The following is a 17,706-nucleotide window of genomic DNA, read 5'->3' on the forward strand; positions in this document are numbered from 1 at the left end:
GGCGCCCTCTAAGATGGCGTCCATGCGTCGTTGGCCCTACACGTTCGCCGTGGTCGTGGCTGTGGCGATCACCGTGGCCGCGGTGGCCTCCTCCTGGTGGCTCGGCCTTCCACTGAAGGACCCGGAGGGATTCCTCGGCCCGGCGTACGTCCGGCTGCCGTTGCTCGCGTTCCTGTTCTTCGCCGCTGGGATCGTTCCCTCGGCAATCAAGCGTGCCGGCATCAAGAAGCTGCCCTCCGGCGTCGTCCTGGCCGTCAAGGAGGAGTGGTCGTTCAAGCGCGTCGGCTACATCGCCACCGGGCTGATCACCTTCTACGCCTGCTACGTCAGCTACCGCAACCTCAAGAGCTACCTGCCGGTCTATCGCGACAACATCCTGTTCGACCGTGAGCTCCTCGACTTCGACTACTGGCTGGCCTTCGGCAACCACCCGGCCCTGGTGATGCACGAGTGGCTCGGCACGGACCTGACCGCACATGTGCTGTCCTTCGCCTACATCGCCTACCTGCCGCTCATCCCCATCACCCTCGGCGCCTTCCTCGTCCTCAACCGGGACCTGTCGATCGGTGCCTGGTACGCGACGGCGCTGGGCCTGAACTGGGTGCTGGGCACCCTGTCGTACTACGCGCTACCCACCGTCGGACCGGCATTCCAGCAGCCGCAGCTGTTCACGGAGCTGAGCACCACCGACGTCACGGCCCTGCAGCAGTCGCTGTTCCGCAATCGCGTCGACGTGCTCACCGACCCGTGGGCGAGCGAGCGCATCCACGGGGTGGCCGGCTTCGCGTCGCTGCACACGTCCGTGACGTTCACCGCTGCCCTGTTCATGGAGCGCACCGGTCAGCGTCTGGTGCTGCGCATCGCGGCGTGGGTCTTCTTCCTGCTCACGCTCGCAGCCACGGTCTACTTCGGCTGGCACTACATCGCCGACCTCATCGGAGGCGTGGCGATCGGCTGGCTGTCGGTCTCCCTGGGCGCCTGGGCCTCGGGCAATCGTGGCCGACGGCGACGATGGCTTCGCCGAAGGTCGTCGGACCGCCCGGCGAGTCTCATGGAGAACACGTCCGATGCCGGCGCCGCCCCCAACCCGGGATCCAGCCCAGCCTGAGCGCTGTCGCGCCGCATCGAGGCTCACCCGCACGGGATCACTCGGTAGACTGTCCGCGTGCCCACACACGCCGAGGTCAGGGACGACCTGACCGACATCCTCGTCGCCGTCGTGGCGTGCGACCGTGCCGACGTCGTCGACGAGGCACGTCTTGAGGCTCTGGGCGTCGACTCACTGGCGCTCGTCGAGGTGGCCGATGAGCTGGGACGCCGCCACGACCGCTATCTCGTCGACGACGTCGTCAACCATCTGGTCACGGTCGACGACGCGGTGCGCGCGATCCTCGAGCACGACGGCAGCGCCGGCCCCCGACGGGTCGCCACCTCGCTGCATCATCCGGCGCCGCCCGTGGTCGACGATGAGAAGTCGCACCGCACGAGTGCGATGTCCAAGATCGCAGGGTTCTTCATCGTCCTGGGCGCCATCATCGGCGTCGTTCTCGGGCTCGGTGGGGCGGCACTCGTCGCGGCCACCGGGATCGGCGGGGTCGAGCTGCCGCCGATCGCCGCCCCTTCCTCCGAGCCCACGGCGAGCGCCAGCCCCTCCCCCTCCCCGGAGCCCACCGAGGAGCCGGAGGAGGAAGAAGAAGAGGACGAGGAACCGACCTTCGAGGTCGGGAGCAACCAGGTCGCCCCGGGCCAGCGGTTCACGCTGTCCGGCTCGTTCCCCGAGCTCGATGACGGCGAGGTCCTGCAGGTGCAGGTGCGTGAGGACGACGGCGACTGGGAGGACTTCCCCGTCACCGCCATCACGTCCTCCGGCGGTGACTACCAGACGCACGTCTACACCTCACGCACCGGCGAGCGGGAGTTCCGGATGCTGCACCGTTCCAGCGACACCGCCACGGACTCCGAGAAGGTCCAGATCGGCTAGTTCGGCCTAGATCACCTGGTGCAGCCAGCGAACGGGGGCGCCGTCGCCTGCGTGGCGGAAGGGTTCCAGCTCGGCGTCCCACGCCACACCGAGGAGACCGTCGAGCGCCTCGTCCATCGAGACCTCCCCGAGAGCGGCCTTGACCCGGAACGCCTTGATGCGGTCCTCCGGGATGAGGACGTCGCCGTGCAGTCCGGTGAGGGCGTGGAAGATGCCCAGGTCGGGCGTGTAGGAGTAGCGCGCACCTTCCGACGTCGCGGTCGGCTCCTCAGTGACCTCGAAGCGCAGCCGCGCCCACCCGCGCAGGGCCGAGGCGAGAGCGGCGGCCGAGCCGACCGGCGCCTGCCACGACAGCTCGGTCCGGTACGTGCCACTCTCGGCGGGCTGGGCGACCCAGTCGACGTCGACGGTCCCACCCAGCACGCCGTTGGCCGCCCACTCGATGTGCGGGCACAACGCCGACGGCGCGGAGTGGACATAGAGAACTCCACGGGTGGGGATGCTCATCGGTGCCTCCTTGCTTCGAGAATCCGCCTTCCCCAGCGTCCTCGACAGCATCTCTTGCAGGCACCGGCGTCCATCGTCACGCCGCGTCTGGAGCCATGGTATCCCCATCAGCCACTTCCGTACCAGTCGTACCGCCGATCGCGGGCACCCGGACCCACTCACCGCCCACATGTGACGATGGGGGCATGGGAACGACGGTCACCGACAACCCAGACGCTTCTCGGTTCGAGATCACGGTCGATGACACCGTGGCCGGCTGGGTCGACTATCGCGAGCACGAGGGTGAGTACGCCCTGCCGCACACGCGGGTTCTGCCGGAGTTCGAGGGTCGCGGCATCGGCTCGGAGCTGATCGTCCAGACACTGCGCACCATCGCCGAGCGCCAAGGCAGCGTCCTGCCGTTCTGCCCCTTCATCCCCAAGGTCCTGCACGACAACCCTGAGCTGATCGACCTCGTGCCCGCCGACCAGCGTGAGACATTCGGGCTCTGAGTCCGGCCAGTCAAACCTGGTGCACGTCGATCCCTCGGCTGCGCCACAGCTCGACGATGTCGTCGCTGTCCTCCCACGCACGCTCGACCTGGTAGCCGTCGGCGAGCAACGCGTCGAGCATCTCGGCCTTGACGACGTGGTCGGGGCGGTAGTCGCCCACGACCCGCATGACCAGCTGGTCGTACGGGACGTCGTGGGCGGCGAGCCAGTCGAGCGTGAGGTCGCGCCAGATGAACTCACGGGAGGTCACGACGAGCACGGCACTGCCCTGCGCATGGGCCGAACGGACGGCGTCCACCACGTCGGCCCGGGCAGGAGCGTCGGCCGACGCCGCGTGGAAGGCGTGGAAGTCCCGCTCCTCGCCCTCGACGTGGTGCAGGATGTCGCGCACGTCCACGAGCGTGCCGTCGAGGTCGACGATCACCGCGTGCGTCATGGTGACAGTCTGACGCATCATGCGGCTCGCTCACCGCGCGATCGCCGCTGCCAGGTGCGCGATGCCGGATTCTCCGGCGACCTCCTCGGCCAGCAACGGCACCTCCTGGAGGGCCACGTCAGGCACCGAGCTGCGCAGCAGCTCCACCTGCTCGCCCTCACGACGGTGACGTTCAGCCAGCAAGGGTCCGGCATCGGTCGGAGAGCGACGGTTCACCACGAGCGCCCCCACGTGCACGCCCAGCTCATCCAGTGACTCGCACAGCGCCACCGACTCCAGCACCGGGAGCCGTTCGGCGGTCAGCACGACAACGAACGACGAACGGTTCACGTCGGCGATGGTGTCGCGCAGCAGGGCGAATCGTCGTCTCCGACGCACCAGCACGCGTCGCAGCGCCGCATCGCGGTCCGTGTGCGGATCGCGTCCGCCGAGACCGCGGACGGCGGCTCCGAACCTCTCGGCCCGGTCACGGTTGGCCAGCAGACCGTCGGACCAGGAGGTGAGCTGGTCCGGCAGGGCGAGCAGCCGCACGGTGTGTCCAGTGGGAGCGGTGTCGAAGACGATGAGGTCGTAGGACTCCAGACCGACCTCGACGCACTCAGCGACGCGGTCCAGCACAGCTGACTCATGGGTGCCCGGCGAGGTGCGGGCCAGCTCCAGGTGGCGCCGGGCAGCAGGGTGCATCCGCTCGGGCAACAGGTCCGACATGGTCGACCAGACCGCCTGCAGATGGCGGTCGACCGTCGTCTCCGGATCGATCTCGAGGGCGTCCACGACACCACGATCGTCGAGGACCCTGGTGGTCGAGTCGCCCAGCTGCCGCAGCCACAGATGCCCGAGGTTGTGCGCCGGGTCGGTGGAGACGAGCAGGACACGGGCGCCGTCGCGCGCCCGCGCCAGGGCCGCCGCAGAGGCGATCGACGTCTTGCCGACACCGCCCTTGCCACCGACGAACAGCACGCGACGCTCAGCGGTCAGGGTCAGCAGCATCCGATGTGCTCCAGCGGTGAACGGTCCAGCCCGATGCGACGGTGCCAGGCGTGGAACTCCGGGTAGAGGGCGGGCAGCAGCTCGACGGAGTGGTAGCCGGCGGGGTCCGGGACACCGAGGGCGTCGGCGAGCACGACCAGCAGGAACAGGTCGTCCTCCTCCTGCCTGGCACGGGCGAACGTGCGCCGGTACGGCCCGGCATAGAACTCGCCGAGCCCGTCGGTGAACGCCGCCCACCGACGGGACAACCTCCTGCTCAGCGATGGCCGGCGGTCGTCCCCCTCCTCACGAGTCGTCGGCAAGCTCGGCGTCCTTGGACTCGCCCGCCCGGGCCGAGCGCATGCTCAGGACGGCCTCGAGCGCCACCCAGAGAGCGGCGACCACGATCACGACGTCCAGCCCGAGCAGCAACCAGTCCTGCACCTCATACAGGTCACCGAGCTGGACCAGCGCCGCGTAGAACGCCATCACGAAGACGATCGCCAGTGGCACCAGGGCCGGCCAGGGGTTGCGCTTCCTGCGTATCAGCATCACGGCGACGATCGAGAGGGTCAGCGAGGCGAGCAGCTGGTTGGTCGTGCCGAACAACGGCCAGATGCGCATGCCGCCCTCACCTCCGGCCCCCTGGCTGAAGGTCAGGCCGAGACCGAGGACGAGCACGATCGCGGTGGCCACCCCCTTGCCGATCGCGACCTTCGCCAGGCCGCCGGCCTCCTGGACGACGAAGCGCAGCAGACGGACGGCCGTGTCCATCGTGGTGGCCGCGAACAGGACGGCCATCGTGGCGAGGATCGTGGAGCTGAGCGCCGCCGGCAGGCCAAGGCCCCCTTCCACGACGGCGCCACCGCCCTCGACGAAGGCACCGACCCCTCCGTTGCCGAAAGCACTGTAGACCGCCTCCCAGTCGGTCAGTGTCCGATAGCCGGCAGTCGCCGCGATGATCGCGCCGAGCGCGAGCAGGCCCTCGCCCACGGCGCCGAAGTAGCCCACGAACCGGGCATCAGTCTCGGTGTCCAGCTGCTTGGAGGAGGTGCCGGAGGAGACCATGCCGTGGAACCCGGAGATGGCACCGCAGGCGATCGTGACGAACAGCAGCGGCACCAGTGCGGGTGTCCCGTCCGGCACGTTGCTGTTGAACGCCGGCGCGACGATCGTCGGGGTGCCCACGAGCACCGCGGCATAGAGGATGCCGAGCCCGATGAACAGCTGCACACCGTTGATGTAGTCCCGCGGCTGCAGCAGGACCCACACCGGGAGCAGGGAGGCGATGCCCGCGTAGACGAACAGCGCGACGATCCAGAACGTCCCGGGCGCCATGCCGAGGATCGGGTCGGGCAGCTCGATCGGGAACCGGTCACCCAGCAGGATGAGCCCGTACAGGGCGGTGACGCCGATGATCGTCGTCATGACGAGGTTCATGCGCCAGCGGTAGATCATCTGACCGATCACCGCGGCCACCGCGATGGCACCCCAGGCCGGGATGACCGAGCTCGGAGTGGTGAGCAACAGGTCCTTGATGACCACGGCGAAGGCCGCGATGACCATGAGGAGCAGCAGGAAGATGACGACCAGGAACAGGTTCCGCCCTCGAGGGCCGATGTAGCGTCCGGACAGGGTGCCGATCGACTGTCCACGGTGGCGCGCCGAGGCCCAGAGGGCGCCGAGGTCGTGCATGCCGGCGAAGAAGACGGTGCCGAGAGTCACCCAGAGGAACGCCGGGAACCATCCCCAGATGACGGCGATGCCCGGGCCGACGATCGGTGCGGCGCCGGCCACCGACGTGAAGTGGTGCCCCCAGAGGACGAACTTGTTGGTGGGGATGTAGTCGACACCGTCGTTCAGCTCGTGCGCCGGGGTCGTGTAGGCCGGATCGAGCTGGTAGATCCGCTCGGAGAGGTAGCGCGAGTAGAGCACGTAGCCACCCGCGAACATGGCCACCCCGATCAACAGCAGCACCAGTGAGTTCACAGCACGTCTCCCCGTCTCCAGTCATCGTTCCGCTTCATCCACAGTATGCGGTTGACGTGACGGACGTCACTCATCGGGTCGGTTTGGTTTGTCCTGCTCACCCGCCGTCGGGACGGGCGGCGACCACGTCGATCTCCACGAGGATGCCGGCGAGCGTGCTGCCCACCGTCGTCCGCACCGGGCAGGGCTCGGGGAACCGGCGCGCATAGACCTCGTTGTACTCAGCGGAGTCGCGGTCGAGATGCTGCAGGTGGACGGTGGTCTTCACGACGTCGGCAAGCCCGAGACCCACCAGGCCGAGTGCGGTCTCGACGTTGGAGATGACCTGCTCGGTCTGGGCCGCCACACCGTCGGGGACGCGGCCGGTCGCCGGGTCCTGGGGCCCGAACCCGGCCGAGAACACCAGGCCCCCGGCCTCGACGAGATGGCTGTAGGCACCGGCGGGCGCGGGCAGCTCGCTGCTCGTGATGGCTCCTCTGGTCATGAATGACTCCTTCGTGTCGGTGGTGCCGACGATCGGTCCGGGTGCCCGAACTCGCTCATCAGCTGGGTGTAGAGATCGACCGCCGTGTGCAGGTCGGCCACCGCGACCTTCTCGTTCGCACCGTGCGCGACGCTGAGCCAGCCCGGTCCGAGGCTGCTGATGGTGGGGATCGCGCCCTCACCCATGAAGTACGTCGCATCGGTGCCCCCGGGATAAGCCCCCAGCGGGAGCTCGTGGCCGAGGACACCGCGGCACGCAGCCTGCGCAGCGGCCACGACCGGGGCCTGCGGGCACAGCTCCACCGCAGGCATCCACCCCATCGAGCCGTCGACGTAGGCGATGTCGAACCTGGCTCGTTCGCCTACCGCTGCGGCCACGGTCCGCTCGATCACCGCACGAACGTCGTCGCGATGCATCCCGGGAACCAGACGAATCTCGCACCCGATGCTGCACTCGCCGGGCCACGTACCGAACGCCACGCCACCACGGACCAGCATGCCCGGGTTGACCAGCGGGGCCGCCTGGACCGCGCCAGGCTCCGCGACCGGTGGAGCCAGGTCCTCCAGAGCCCGCAGGACGTCCGCCGCAACCAGCACGGCGTTGCGCCCCAGCCGGGTCGACAGACCACTGTGGCCCTGCTCGGTACCCACCGTGACCTCGAAGCAGCAGATGCCCCGTGAGACCAGCGCCATCATCTCCCACGGCACGTCGATGCCTGACGGCTCGCCGATGACGATCGCGTCCGCCTCCACCAGGCCCTGCTCCACCAGGGCCTTGGCGCCGGCGTCCGAGCCCTGCTCCTCATCGGCCGTCAGCACCAGGCTGACCCGGCCCGACGGCTCACCCTCGGCGTACCGCCGCAACGCCACGAGCATGGCGGCCACCGCTCCCTTCATGTCGGTGGCTCCGAGCCCGTAGGCCACACCCTCGTCGACGGTGAGCTCGAACGGATCGGTGTTCCACTGCGCTCGAGCCTCACCCACCGGCTTGGTGTCCAGGTGCCCGCTCAGCGCCAGGTGCGGTCCAGGGCCGGCATCCAGCTCGACCACGAGGTTCGGCCGCCCGGCCACTGGCTCGAGCCGGCGCACCGAGAACCCCGCCGGACCGGCGAGCTCATGCTCGATCGTCGTGGCGATGACAGCCTCTCCCGGGCCCGGGTTCTGGGAGTCGATCGCGACCAGCCGGCGGGTCAGCTCGAGGACGTCGTCCATCGTTCACAAGACCTTGCTCAGGAACGCCTGGGTGCGCTCGTGCTGCGGCGAGTCGAAGATCTCGGTGGGCGTCCCCTGCTCCACGATCAGGCCGTGGTCGATGAAGATGACACGGTCCGCGACCTCCCGGGCGAACCCCATCTCGTGGGTCACGACGACCATCGTCATGCTCTCCTCGGCCAGCGCCTTCATGACCCCGAGGACCTCGCCGACCGTCTCCGGGTCCAGAGCCGAGGTCGGCTCGTCGAAGAGCATCACCTGCGGCTGCATGGCGAGGGCCCGGGCGATGGCGACCCGCTGGTTCTGCCCGCCGGAGAGCTTCTTGGGGTACACGTCGGCCTTGTCGGTCAGTCCCACCTTCTCCAGCAGCGCCATGGCACGCTCCCTGGCGGCCGCCGCGTCCATCTTGAGCACCTTGGTCGGGGCCAGGGTGATGTTGTCCATCACGCTCAGGTGGGGGAAGACGTTGAACTGCTGGAAGACCATCCCGACGTCCTGCCGGACGACGTTCAGCTTGGTGCTCGGATCTGTGAGCTCGTGCCCGTTGATCGAGACCGTCCCGGCCGTGATCGATTCCAGCAGGTTCAGGCACCGCAGGAAGGTGCTCTTGCCGGAGCCGGACGGTCCGACGACGCACACCACCTCGTACTCCTGGACGGTGCAGTCCACGCCCCGCAGCACCTCGAGGTCGCCGAAGCTCTTGCGCAGCCCTTGGACCGTGATGATGGGGTTCATGCGAGTCTCCGTTCGTACCAACGACCGACCATCGAGATCGGGTAGCAGATGACAAAGTAGAGCGCCGCCACGATCAGGAACGTCAGGATCGGCTCCTGGTTGATGGTGCTCGTGATGCGTCCGGCCCGGGTCAGCTCGACGTAGCCGATGACCGAGGTGAGCGACGTGGCCTTCACCAGCGCCACCAGGAAGCCGATGCCCGGTGGGACGGCGATCCGCAGTGCCTGCGGCAGGACCACGTACCTCAGCTTGAGCGCATAGCCCATGCCCAGGGCCTCGGCGGCCTCCGACTGTCCCGTCGGGACGGCCAGGAGGCTTCCACGGACGATCTCGGCGATGTACGCCCCCGCGTAGACCGACAGGCCGGCGATGGCAGCGACGGCTCGTGAGACCGACGCCATCGGGAACAGCAACGGCAGGACGAAGTACACGAAGAACAGGATGATCAACACCGGCTGGCCACGGATGAAGCTGATGTAGACCAGGCTGAGGACCCGCGCGACGCGGCTGGGCGACGTGCGGGCCAGACCCAGGGCAAGGCCGATCACCGTCCCGAGGAAGCCCGACGTCGCTACCAGGAACACCGTGAGCAGCGCTCCGTTGAGCAACGGAGGGAGGTTCTCTGCTCCGAAGTCGTCCAGCATCAGAACTCACCTACCATCGGAACATCACCTTCTCGATCGTGCGCGAGCCATAGGCGATCAGCGCCGACGTGCCCCAGTACAGGACAGCGCCGTAGGTGAACACCTCCAGGGTTCGCAAGGTGTCGGAGTTGATGTTGAGCAGCACTGCGGTGAGCTCCTCCAGCGAGATCACCGACGCCACCGAGGAGTACAGGAACAAGATGATGAGCTGGTTGGTCAACGACGGGATGATCCCTCGCAGCCCCGGCACGAGCACCACGTGCCGGAACTGGTGCCACCGCGACAGCGCAAGTGCTGCACCCGCCTCGCGGAGCCCGGCCGGCACCGAGGCGAAGCCGGCGCGGAAGATCTCCGCGGTGTAGGCGGCGTTGTTCAGCGTGAGCCCGATCAGCGCTGACCACAAGGGACTCACGCTGAAGCCGAGCTGGCCGATCCCGAAGTAGATGAGGTACAGCTGCACCAGCAGCGGAGTGTTGCGGACGAGCTCGATGTAGGCGGATGCGGGCACCCGCAGGAACCGCGACGAGCTGACCTTGGCCGCCGACAGCCCGACACCCAGGACGCATCCGACGGCGAACGAGGCCAGGGTCACCCACACGCTCAGCCACAACGCCTCCAGCATCAGCGGCAGGTAGGGCAGGATGTCCCCGTAGTAGAACGTCATGGTCCCGTGGCTCGGCCTCAGCCGATGACGTCGGGGAGGTCCTCGCCGAACCACTCCTGGTACAGCTCGGCGTTGGTCCCGGAGGCGTTGAGGTTCCGGATGAAGTTGTTGAGGTAGTTGATCCACCGCTGGTCACCCGGCAAGGCACCCATCGAGATCAGCGAGGGCTTCAGCGGCGGCTCGTCGAGTGCTTCCAGCCCATCGTTGCGCTCGGCCTCCTGGGTGACGGTGGCCCGGCCCTCGATGGCGGCGTCGACCTGGTTGGCCTTCAGGGCGCCGACCGCGTCGGCGATCGACTCGAACCGCACGATCTCGGTGTCGGGGAAGTCCTCGGTCATGATCGTGTCGTTGGTGCTGCCCCGCGCCACCGACACGGACTTGCCGGCCAGGTCCTCATAGCCCTCGATCGGCTCGTCGGCGCTGTACAGCACGCTGGCGCCGTCAGCGATGTACGGGATCGTGAAGCCAACGGCCTTGGCTCGCTCGTCGGTGGCGGTCCAGGAGGAGATGTTGACGTCGGCGCGGTCGGCGCTGAGCAGCGGAAGCCGGCTGGCGCCGTCGGTGCTGACCAGGTCGAGCTCCACGTCCAGCGCCTCCGCGAGCGCCTTGGCGACGTCGACCTCGTAGCCCTCGAACTCACCGGAGGCGTTCTGGACGCTGAACGGTGGAAAGTCGGGCAGGACGGCCACACGGATCTCGCCGCGGTCGATCACCTTGTCGAGCGTGCTCTCCCCGCCACCGTCTGAGCCGCCGGCGCCGTCAGACGTGCAGCCTGCGGCCAGCAGTGCTCCGGCGAGCACCGTGATGAACGTGGACCTGAGTCGTCGGGTCATGGGTCTATGCCTCCGTACCGCTCCGCATGATGGTCGACGTCGTCCGGGCTGGTCCCGGGACGCCATGGCAGCGGGCGCGAATGTCGTCCATGCCTTCAGCGTGACCCAGACCACGCCCGCGCTGAAGCCTTTTCGCTAGAGCGGAAAAGCTCGGTCAGGGCTCGGATCTCAGTGTGGGCGGTCTCGCAGGATGCGACCGACGGCGACGACGTCGTCCTCGTCGTTGTGCTCATGGAATCCGAGCCGCACTCGACCCAGCCGCGTCGCACACCTGAGGCCGTGGGCGGCCAACCGATCGACGAGCGCGTCGGCCTGCTCGTGCTCGAACGTCACGACCGGGCTCGGCAGGTCGGTGAGCTGTGGCGTCAGGCCGCACGACTCGAGCTCGTCCCGCAGCTGCGCGGCCAGTGCCAGGACGTGGGCCTGCCTGCGCGCCGCAGACCCCGTGAGCAGATGCTCCAGAGCAGGCTCGGCTCCGACCCACGCCAGCCAGACCGGCGACTGGTCCAATCCTTGCCCGCCACGTCGCGGCAGCAGCGGCGGACCGTAGCTTCCGCGCTCGCCAGCATCGGCCATGCCGTAGGCGCTCGGGGCGAGGAGGGCATGCGCAAGTTGATCGTCGCCGACGGCATAGGCGGCGCCCCGCGGACCCCGCAGACCCTTGTAGCCGGCGCAGGCGAACAGGAGCAGGGACTCGATGGCCACGTCGGGGACCACCAGGCCCGCGGCCTGTGTTCCGTCGACGACCAGGTGGGCGTCCATGGCGTCACAGGCGGCCTGCAGTCTCGTCAAGGACGGTCGCCCTCCGTCGTGGGAGGAGACGGCCGAGACCACCACCGCGGAGGTGCCTTCATCCACGGCCGCGGTGAAGGTCTCGGCGACGTACGGGCCATCGACCCAGCGCAGCCGGTCCTGCTCGACCTGGGCCAATACCGGCAACAGGAGGGAGCGGAACTCACGGCGGTGCACCACCACCGTGCCCGACTCCCTGGCGATCACGGTCGCGGCCGCCGAGACGGCGGGAACGATCGACGGCAGAAGGCCGACGCGTTCCGGCTGGACCCCGCTCAGCCGCGCGAAGGAACGCCGGCAGGCCTGGGAGGACCGTTCCCACACCACGTGGTCGGCCCGGCCCGACCCCCACTCCTGCAGGGCCGCCTGCATCGCGGCGAGCGTCTCGGGGATCGGCAGGCCCATGCTGGGCGTGTCCAGGTAGCCGCGACGGGAGTCGATCGGGTGCGACGACTGTACGGGCGACACGCCGTCAGCGTATCGACGGTTCACCGTTGGACGCGCGCGTTACCGCCGGAGGCGAGCTTGAGCACCTCTGCGCGCGTGGCGACGGACGTGTCGCCCGGCGTCGTCATGGCGAGGGCGCCGTGCGCCGCTCCGTACTCGACGGCGGTCTGCAGGTCCTCGCCCGCCATCAGCCCGTACACCAGACCGGAGGCGAAGGAGTCTCCACCGCCGACGCGATCGAGGATCTCCAGGTCCTCACGATGTCGGGCGAGGACGCATCCGGTGGGTGCTGACCAGGCAATCGCTCCCCAGTCGTTGCGACTGGCTGACCGGACCGAGCGCAGGGTCGTGGCGACGACCCTGAGATTGCCGTAGGTCCCGACCACCTCGTCGATCATCGCCGCGAACCGATCGGTGTCGAGATCGATGAGGTCGTCGTCCACGCCCTCCACCTCGAACCCCAGCGCGGCGGTGAAGTCCTCCTCGTTGCCGATCATGACGTCGACGTGCGACGCGACCTCGCGGTTGACCCCACGGGCGCGCTCCTGTCCACCGACGGACCTCCACAGGCTCGGACGGTAGTTGAGGTCGTAGGAGACGACGGTGCCGTGCTCGCGCGCCGCGGTGACGGCCGCCAGCAGGTTGTCCGCGGCAGTATCGCTCAGCCCGGCGAAGATGCCACCGGTGTGCAGCCACCTGACGCCCAGGGTGCCGAAGACATGGTCCCAGTCGACGTCGCTCGCGGACAGCTGCGCCGTGGCCGTGTTCCCCCGGTCCGAGACCCCGACGGCGCCCCGCACGCCGTGCCCGCGTTCGGTGAAGTTCAACCCGTTGCGGACGGAACGCCCGATGCCGTCGTCCTCGCGCCAGTGGACCAACGAGGTGTCGACACCTCCGGCCAGGATCAGCTCTTCCACCAGGTGGCCCACGGGGTTGTCGACGAGAGCGGTCACGACACCGGCACGCAGGCCGAAGACCTTGCGGAGCCCACGGGCGACGTTGTACTCGCCACCGCCCTCCCACGTGTGCAGCGTCCGAGCGTTGCGGATCCTGCCCTCCCCGGGGTCCAGGCGCAGCATGACCTCACCGAGGGCGAGCACGTCGTACCGGCACGCCTCGGCGGGGCGGATATCCACGGTCATGTCAGGTCTCCTTCGGGACGGAGGCGGCCAGCTGGACCGCCTCGGACGCGAGCCTCTGCAGACGATCGACGCTGCGGGACTCGATCAGGTCGGGTGGAACCATCCAGCTGCCGCCGACGGCCGGGACGCAGCGCAATGACAGGTAGTCGGTCACGTTGTGCGGGCCGACCCCACCGGTGGGAACGAACTGCACGCCGGGGAACGGCCCCGCGAGGGCCGTGATGGCCGCGACACCACCGCTGGTCGCGGACGGGAAGAACTTCAGCAGATCGAGCCCCAGCTCGAGGCAGGCCTGGACCTCGGTCGCGGTGACTGCGCCGGCGATGACGGGAACGCCATGCTCGCGGCAACGGTCGACCACGGCGCGGCTCAGCCCGGGCGACACGACGAACCGTGCCCCGGCCATCACCGCTTCATCGACCTGGGCGGGCGTGAGGACCGTGCCGGCCCCGACGAGGATGGAACCGGGGCCGGCGGCCGGTACGCCATCGGCGATGGCCCTGATCGAGTCGGCCGCCGCCGCGGTGCGGAACGTCACCTCGGCCACGGGCAGGCCGCCGGCGCTCAACGCCCGGGCCAGCGGGACCGCCGAGGTGACGTCCTCCATCACGACGACGGGCACCACCCGGGTGCTCGTGAGGGTGTCGAAGACGTCAGGCATGGCAGCAGCGTGAGGGGTCTCACGTTCATGTGAAAGGCTTTTCGATGCAGCGGAAAAGCGCTGACCGTGTGCGGAGGAGTGATCACGATGTCCGAAGAGACCCGACCGGCCCCTCAGCAATCGGCCCTGATCAAGGGTCTGCGGGTGCTGGAGATCGTCGCGACCCACGACCGACTGTCCGACATCGCTGCCACTGCGGGCCTGTCCAACAGCACCGTGCACCGGATCCTCTCCGACCTCGTGGCGCACGGCTGGGTGCATCAGGACGAGGACCGGCGTTATCACCCGGGCCCGCGGCCCAGCGGTCTTGCCAGCCTGCTGGAACGTCCGGACGACTACCTCCAGCACGTGATCCCGCACTTGCGGACCCTGCGTGACCAGACGGGCTACACGGTGCACTTCGCGGTACGCCGGGGCAAGCAGCTGACCTACACGGTGAAGGTCGACGGCGCCGGGTCCGCCCGGATGCGCTCCTACGTCGGGATGGAGCTGCCGTTGCACAGCACGGCGATCGGCAAGGCCGTCCTGTCGACGATGAACTCCCACCAGGTCGTCGAGACCCTCGCCGGCACCCCGGTGCGTCGTCTGACCGAACGGACCGTGGTGACCAGGCCGCAGCTGTTCGACCAGCTGGCCGTCGCGAGCGAGCGTGGCTGGGCACTCGACGATGGCGAGAACGAGCTCCACACGCGGTGCGTCGGCGTCGCGATCCCCCAAGGCGGTGACCAGGCCGTGGGTGGTCTGAGCATGTCCGGCCTGGGCCGCGAGCTCGGGCCCGACCAGATCGCGGCCCTGGCGCCCGCGGTGGTGGCCACCGGCCAAGCGGTCAGCCAGACCCTCGCTGCCCTGCCCCGACCGACGCCGGCCACTGCCGGCTGAGCGCAGCTACCAGGCCGGTGGGGCGGGTGGGGCTCGAACCCACGACCCAGGGATTATGAGTCCCCTGCTCTGACCGGCTGAGCTACCGCCCCGGGTGGCGCCACCCTACCGACGCCCAGGAGCGATGCTGCGTGCGGTGCCAGGCGAGCCGACTCCCGCCGGCACTCGAGAACACGGACCAGCACCGGACCTGCTGGGACCGCTTGTGCTCTGTCGTGGCGCCGGCCCAAGGCCGGGCGTAGCCTGATGACCATGACTTCTCAGGCTCCCGAGCCGTTGGCGCCGGTCGCCGAGGACTGGCAGCGTGCGCTCGTGGTGGTCGCCCACCCCGACGACGTCGAGTTCGGCGCCGCGGCAGCCGTCGCGCGGTGGACTGATCAAGGCAAGAGCGTCGTCTACTGCATGGTCACCAGCGGCGAGGCCGGCATCGACGGGATGCACCCGGACGAGGCTCGCGACGTCCGCATCGCCGAGCAGATCGAGTCCGCACGCATCGTCGGCGTCGACACCGTGGAGTTCCTCGGCCTGCCCGACGGAACCGTCGAGTTCGGGGTCCCCCTGCGGCGTGCCATTGCCGAACAGATCCGCCTCCACCGACCAGACATCGTCATCACCAACAACTTCCGGGAGACCTGGGGCGGCTCGGCACCCAACCAGGCCGATCACATCGCGGTGGGACGCGCCGCCCTCCATGCGGCCCAGGACGCCGGCAACCGGTGGATCTACCCGGAGCAGCTGGTGGGGGACGCAGCGCCGACGCCGTGGGGCGACGTGCAGCAGGTCTGGGCGGCCGCCTCCCCCGACGGCGCCCACGGCGTCGACATCACAGGCACCTTCGAGCGCGGCGTCGCATCGCTGGAGGCCCACCACGCCTACATCGACGGACTCGGCTGGGAGAACTTCGATGCCGGCGAGTTCCTGGAGGGCATGTCCCGCCACGCCGGCAGCAGACTGGGCGTCACGCACGCCACGACGTTCGAGGTGTTCACGCTCGCCTTCGGCGAGTGAGACTCCGGTGACAGATGTCATGACGGACTCGTGACATCGCACCATGGGGCACACCGGCCCCTCATCGACACGATGGCGGCATGAGTGAAACCACCATCCCCGCCATCGAGCTGCAGGGCGTCGTCAAGCGGTTCACCGCAGCCGGCTCCCCGCCGGTCACCGCAGTCGACGGCCTGGACCTGCAGGTCAGTCCCGGCGAGGTCGTCGCGTTCCTCGGTCCCAACGGGGCCGGCAAGACCACGACCCTGGACATGGTCCTGGGCCTGACCTCTCCGACCTCCGGATCGGTCAAGGTCTACGACCAGCCGCCACGTCGAGCGGTCGGAGCAGGACGAGTCTCCGCCGTCCTGCAGACCGGTGGTCTGCTGCGGGACCTGTCGGTGAAGGAGACGGTCCGGATGATCGCCTCGACGTTCGAGACGCACGCCGGTGTCGACGCCGTGATCGAGCGCGCCGACCTGACCGCGATCGCCTCCCGCAAGGTGGCCAAGTGCTCCGGCGGGGAGCAGCAGCGACTGCGGTACGCCCTCGCACTCCTGCCGGACCCGGATCTCATCATCCTCGACGAGCCGACGGCCGGCATGGACGTCGGCTCACGCCAGGCGTTCTGGGAGACCATGCACGCCGACGCCGACGCGGGGCGGACCGTCGTCTTCGCGACGCACTACCTGGAGGAGGCCGACGCCTTCGCCCGTCGCATCGTCATGGTGGCCGCAGGCACGGTGGTCGCCGACGGCAGCACGCACGAGATCCGGTCACACGCGAGCGGACGCACGGTCTCCGCCGACGTGGACGACGTCGCGGCGGTGCGGTCCCAGCTCGAGGCACTGCCCGAGGTGCTCGGTACCGAGGCCACTGGCAGCCGCATCACCGTGCAGTCGTCGGACTCCGATGCCGTCGCTCGCGCCCTGCTCGCCGACCTCGGTGGCCGGGACCTGGAGATCAGCTCCGGCTCGCTGGAGGCCGCGTTCCTGCAGATCACCGGATCTCCCGAGACCGCCGCAACGCCGACCACGGCATCGACTACTGGGGGGAACCGATGAACACCACCTACGCCCGTCTGGAGCTCCTGCGCACGACGCGGGACTTCGTCAGCATGTTCTTCGTCGCCATCCTGCCGGCGTTCTTCTTCATCATCTTCGGCGCTGCGCAGGACTTCGGCGACGAACGCTTCGGCAACGGCAACGTCACCATGTACATCATGGTCTCGATGGCCGCCTACGGCGCCGTCACCGCCACCACGGGCATCGGAGGCATGGCCGCCGTGGAGCGGATGCAGGGCTGGGGACGCCAGCTGGGCCTCACCCCGATGGGCGACGGCCACTACATCGCGATCAAGGCACTCGTCTCCGTGGCCATCGCCACCGTGCCCGTCGCCCTGATCTACGCCCTGGGCTACTTCACCGGCGCCGACGGAACCTGGCAGGCATGGCTCCTGAGCGCGATCGTCGTGGTCGCGGGGGCGACACTGTTCGCCCTGTGGGGCCTGGCCTTCGGGCTGGCCTTCCGTTCAGAGGCGGCCGTCAGCGCAGCGAGCGGCTCGATCGTCATCCTCGCGTTCCTGGGCAACATCTTCTTCCCCCTGTCCGGCACGCTGCTCACCTTTGCCAAGCTCACGCCGCTGTACGGCTACGCCGGCCTCGCCCGGTACCCCATCACCGAGGGCGAGCTCGCCAACCAGGGCACGGGCCCGACCGAGCACGACGCCCTGTGGGTGCCCCTGCTCAATGTGGGAGTCTGGACCCTCATCCTGGCCGTGATCGCGGTGTGGCTCGTGCGCCGCAGCCGGGGTCGACAGTGATCTCTGCGATCAACCCGACGATCAACGCAGTC

Annotated in this window: 21 protein-coding genes and 1 tRNA gene; 7 read left to right on the plus strand and 15 right to left on the minus strand. The window is 68.9% G+C overall.

The window, feature by feature from the left end; genetic code table 11:
- Window positions 1–22 precede the first annotated feature (22 nt).
- Together ACEVFP_RS13805 and ACEVFP_RS13810 are read left to right on the plus strand one after the other, a co-directional pair.
- Window positions 23–1,108 carry a phosphatase PAP2 family protein gene (locus ACEVFP_RS13805; RefSeq protein ID WP_375000037.1) on the plus strand — a complete coding sequence of 362 codons (1,086 nt, stop codon included), beginning with the start codon at window positions 23–25 and terminating at the stop codon, window positions 1,106–1,108.
- Between the two features lie 57 nt (window positions 1,109–1,165).
- Window positions 1,166–1,981 carry an acyl carrier protein gene (locus ACEVFP_RS13810; protein ID WP_375000038.1) on the plus strand — a complete coding sequence of 272 codons (816 nt, stop codon included), beginning with the start codon at window positions 1,166–1,168 and terminating at the stop codon, window positions 1,979–1,981.
- Window positions 1,982–1,987: 6 nt separating this feature from the next.
- Here the strand turns inward: ACEVFP_RS13810 and ACEVFP_RS13815 are convergent, their stop codons facing one another.
- The gene (locus ACEVFP_RS13815; protein WP_375003841.1) at window positions 1,988–2,482 is read right to left on the minus strand and encodes a DUF3145 domain-containing protein; all 495 of its coding nucleotides are present in this window, start codon (window positions 2,480–2,482) and stop codon (window positions 1,988–1,990) included.
- Window positions 2,483–2,673: 191 nt separating this feature from the next.
- Between ACEVFP_RS13815 and ACEVFP_RS13820 the strand changes: the two genes are divergently transcribed.
- Window positions 2,674–2,979, plus strand: a complete 306-nt coding sequence (locus ACEVFP_RS13820) for a GNAT family N-acetyltransferase (RefSeq protein ID WP_375000039.1) — start codon at window positions 2,674–2,676, stop codon at window positions 2,977–2,979.
- 10 nt (window positions 2,980–2,989) lie between these two features.
- On the opposite strand, the gene ACEVFP_RS13825 is transcribed toward ACEVFP_RS13820, so the two are convergent.
- The 13 genes from ACEVFP_RS13825 to eda form a co-directional block, all read right to left on the minus strand.
- Window positions 2,990–3,415 carry a hypothetical protein gene (locus ACEVFP_RS13825; protein WP_375000040.1) on the minus strand — a complete coding sequence of 142 codons (426 nt, stop codon included), beginning with the start codon at window positions 3,413–3,415 and terminating at the stop codon, window positions 2,990–2,992.
- 30 nt (window positions 3,416–3,445) lie between these two features.
- Window positions 3,446–4,405 (minus strand): ArsA family ATPase, encoded by a 960-nt coding sequence (locus tag ACEVFP_RS13830; protein WP_375000041.1) that lies wholly within the window; start codon window positions 4,403–4,405, stop codon window positions 3,446–3,448.
- Entirely contained in the window at window positions 4,396–4,707 is a 312-nt protein-coding gene (locus ACEVFP_RS13835) for a cory-CC-star protein (protein ID WP_375000042.1), read from the minus strand. Before ACEVFP_RS13835 ends, ACEVFP_RS13830 begins: the two co-directional genes overlap by 10 nt.
- Window positions 4,691–6,373: a carbon starvation protein A gene (locus ACEVFP_RS13840; protein ID WP_375000043.1), complete on the minus strand. Its 1,683-nt coding sequence runs from the start codon at window positions 6,371–6,373 to the stop codon at window positions 4,691–4,693. Before ACEVFP_RS13840 ends, ACEVFP_RS13835 begins: the two co-directional genes overlap by 17 nt.
- A 97-nt stretch (window positions 6,374–6,470) precedes the next feature.
- Window positions 6,471–6,857, minus strand: a complete 387-nt coding sequence (locus tag ACEVFP_RS13845) for a RidA family protein (protein WP_375000044.1) — start codon at window positions 6,855–6,857, stop codon at window positions 6,471–6,473.
- On the minus strand, window positions 6,854–8,068 hold the full coding sequence (locus ACEVFP_RS13850; protein ID WP_375000045.1) for a M20 family metallopeptidase: 1,215 nt from the start codon (window positions 8,066–8,068) through the stop codon (window positions 6,854–6,856). Before ACEVFP_RS13850 ends, ACEVFP_RS13845 begins: the two co-directional genes overlap by 4 nt.
- A gap of 3 nt (window positions 8,069–8,071) precedes the next feature.
- Complete coding sequence (locus ACEVFP_RS13855; protein ID WP_375000046.1) at window positions 8,072–8,803, minus strand: amino acid ABC transporter ATP-binding protein; 732 nt, start codon at window positions 8,801–8,803, stop codon at window positions 8,072–8,074.
- The gene (locus ACEVFP_RS13860) at window positions 8,800–9,447 is read right to left on the minus strand and encodes an amino acid ABC transporter permease (RefSeq protein WP_375000047.1); all 648 of its coding nucleotides are present in this window, start codon (window positions 9,445–9,447) and stop codon (window positions 8,800–8,802) included. The genes ACEVFP_RS13855 and ACEVFP_RS13860 overlap by 4 nt, the downstream gene beginning before the upstream one ends.
- A gap of 10 nt (window positions 9,448–9,457) precedes the next feature.
- Complete coding sequence (locus ACEVFP_RS13865) at window positions 9,458–10,111, minus strand: amino acid ABC transporter permease (protein ID WP_375000048.1); 654 nt, start codon at window positions 10,109–10,111, stop codon at window positions 9,458–9,460.
- 17 nt (window positions 10,112–10,128) lie between these two features.
- Window positions 10,129–10,944 (minus strand): transporter substrate-binding domain-containing protein, encoded by an 816-nt coding sequence (locus ACEVFP_RS13870; protein ID WP_375000049.1) that lies wholly within the window; start codon window positions 10,942–10,944, stop codon window positions 10,129–10,131.
- A 168-nt stretch (window positions 10,945–11,112) separates the two neighbouring features.
- Window positions 11,113–12,204: an aminotransferase class V-fold PLP-dependent enzyme gene (locus ACEVFP_RS13875; RefSeq protein WP_375000050.1), complete on the minus strand. Its 1,092-nt coding sequence runs from the start codon at window positions 12,202–12,204 to the stop codon at window positions 11,113–11,115.
- 20 nt (window positions 12,205–12,224) lie between these two features.
- Window positions 12,225–13,325, minus strand: coding sequence for a sugar kinase (locus ACEVFP_RS13880; RefSeq protein ID WP_375000051.1), 1,101 nt, complete (start codon window positions 13,323–13,325; stop codon window positions 12,225–12,227).
- 1 nt (window position 13,326) lies between these two features.
- A complete protein-coding gene (gene eda / locus ACEVFP_RS13885; RefSeq protein ID WP_375000052.1) occupies window positions 13,327–13,986 on the minus strand; it encodes a bifunctional 4-hydroxy-2-oxoglutarate aldolase/2-dehydro-3-deoxy-phosphogluconate aldolase in 660 nt (219 codons plus the stop codon).
- 87 nt (window positions 13,987–14,073) lie between these two features.
- On the opposite strand from eda, the gene ACEVFP_RS13890 reads away from it, so the two are divergent.
- Window positions 14,074–14,865, plus strand: coding sequence for an IclR family transcriptional regulator (locus tag ACEVFP_RS13890; RefSeq protein WP_375000053.1), 792 nt, complete (start codon window positions 14,074–14,076; stop codon window positions 14,863–14,865).
- Window positions 14,866–14,883: 18 nt separating this feature from the next.
- On the opposite strand, the gene ACEVFP_RS13895 is transcribed toward ACEVFP_RS13890, so the two are convergent.
- Window positions 14,884–14,957: transfer RNA gene (locus ACEVFP_RS13895), tRNA-Ile, on the minus strand.
- Window positions 14,958–15,117: 160 nt separating this feature from the next.
- Between ACEVFP_RS13895 and ACEVFP_RS13900 the strand changes: the two genes are divergently transcribed.
- The 3 genes from ACEVFP_RS13900 (at window position 15,118) to ACEVFP_RS13910 (ending at window position 17,674) form a co-directional block, all read left to right on the plus strand.
- On the plus strand, window positions 15,118–15,873 hold the full coding sequence (locus ACEVFP_RS13900) for a PIG-L deacetylase family protein (RefSeq protein WP_375000054.1): 756 nt from the start codon (window positions 15,118–15,120) through the stop codon (window positions 15,871–15,873).
- 80 nt (window positions 15,874–15,953) lie between these two features.
- A complete protein-coding gene (locus tag ACEVFP_RS13905) occupies window positions 15,954–16,916 on the plus strand; it encodes an ABC transporter ATP-binding protein (RefSeq protein ID WP_375000055.1) in 963 nt (320 codons plus the stop codon).
- The gene (locus ACEVFP_RS13910) at window positions 16,913–17,674 is read left to right on the plus strand and encodes an ABC transporter permease (RefSeq protein WP_375000056.1); all 762 of its coding nucleotides are present in this window, start codon (window positions 16,913–16,915) and stop codon (window positions 17,672–17,674) included. Before ACEVFP_RS13905 ends, ACEVFP_RS13910 begins: the two co-directional genes overlap by 4 nt.
- The last annotated feature ends 32 nt before the right edge of the window (window positions 17,675–17,706 follow it).

The sequence above is a fragment of the Aeromicrobium sp. CTD01-1L150 genome (assembly GCF_041951745.1).
In the GTDB taxonomy this organism is placed as follows: Bacteria; Actinomycetota; Actinomycetes; order Propionibacteriales; family Nocardioidaceae; genus Aeromicrobium.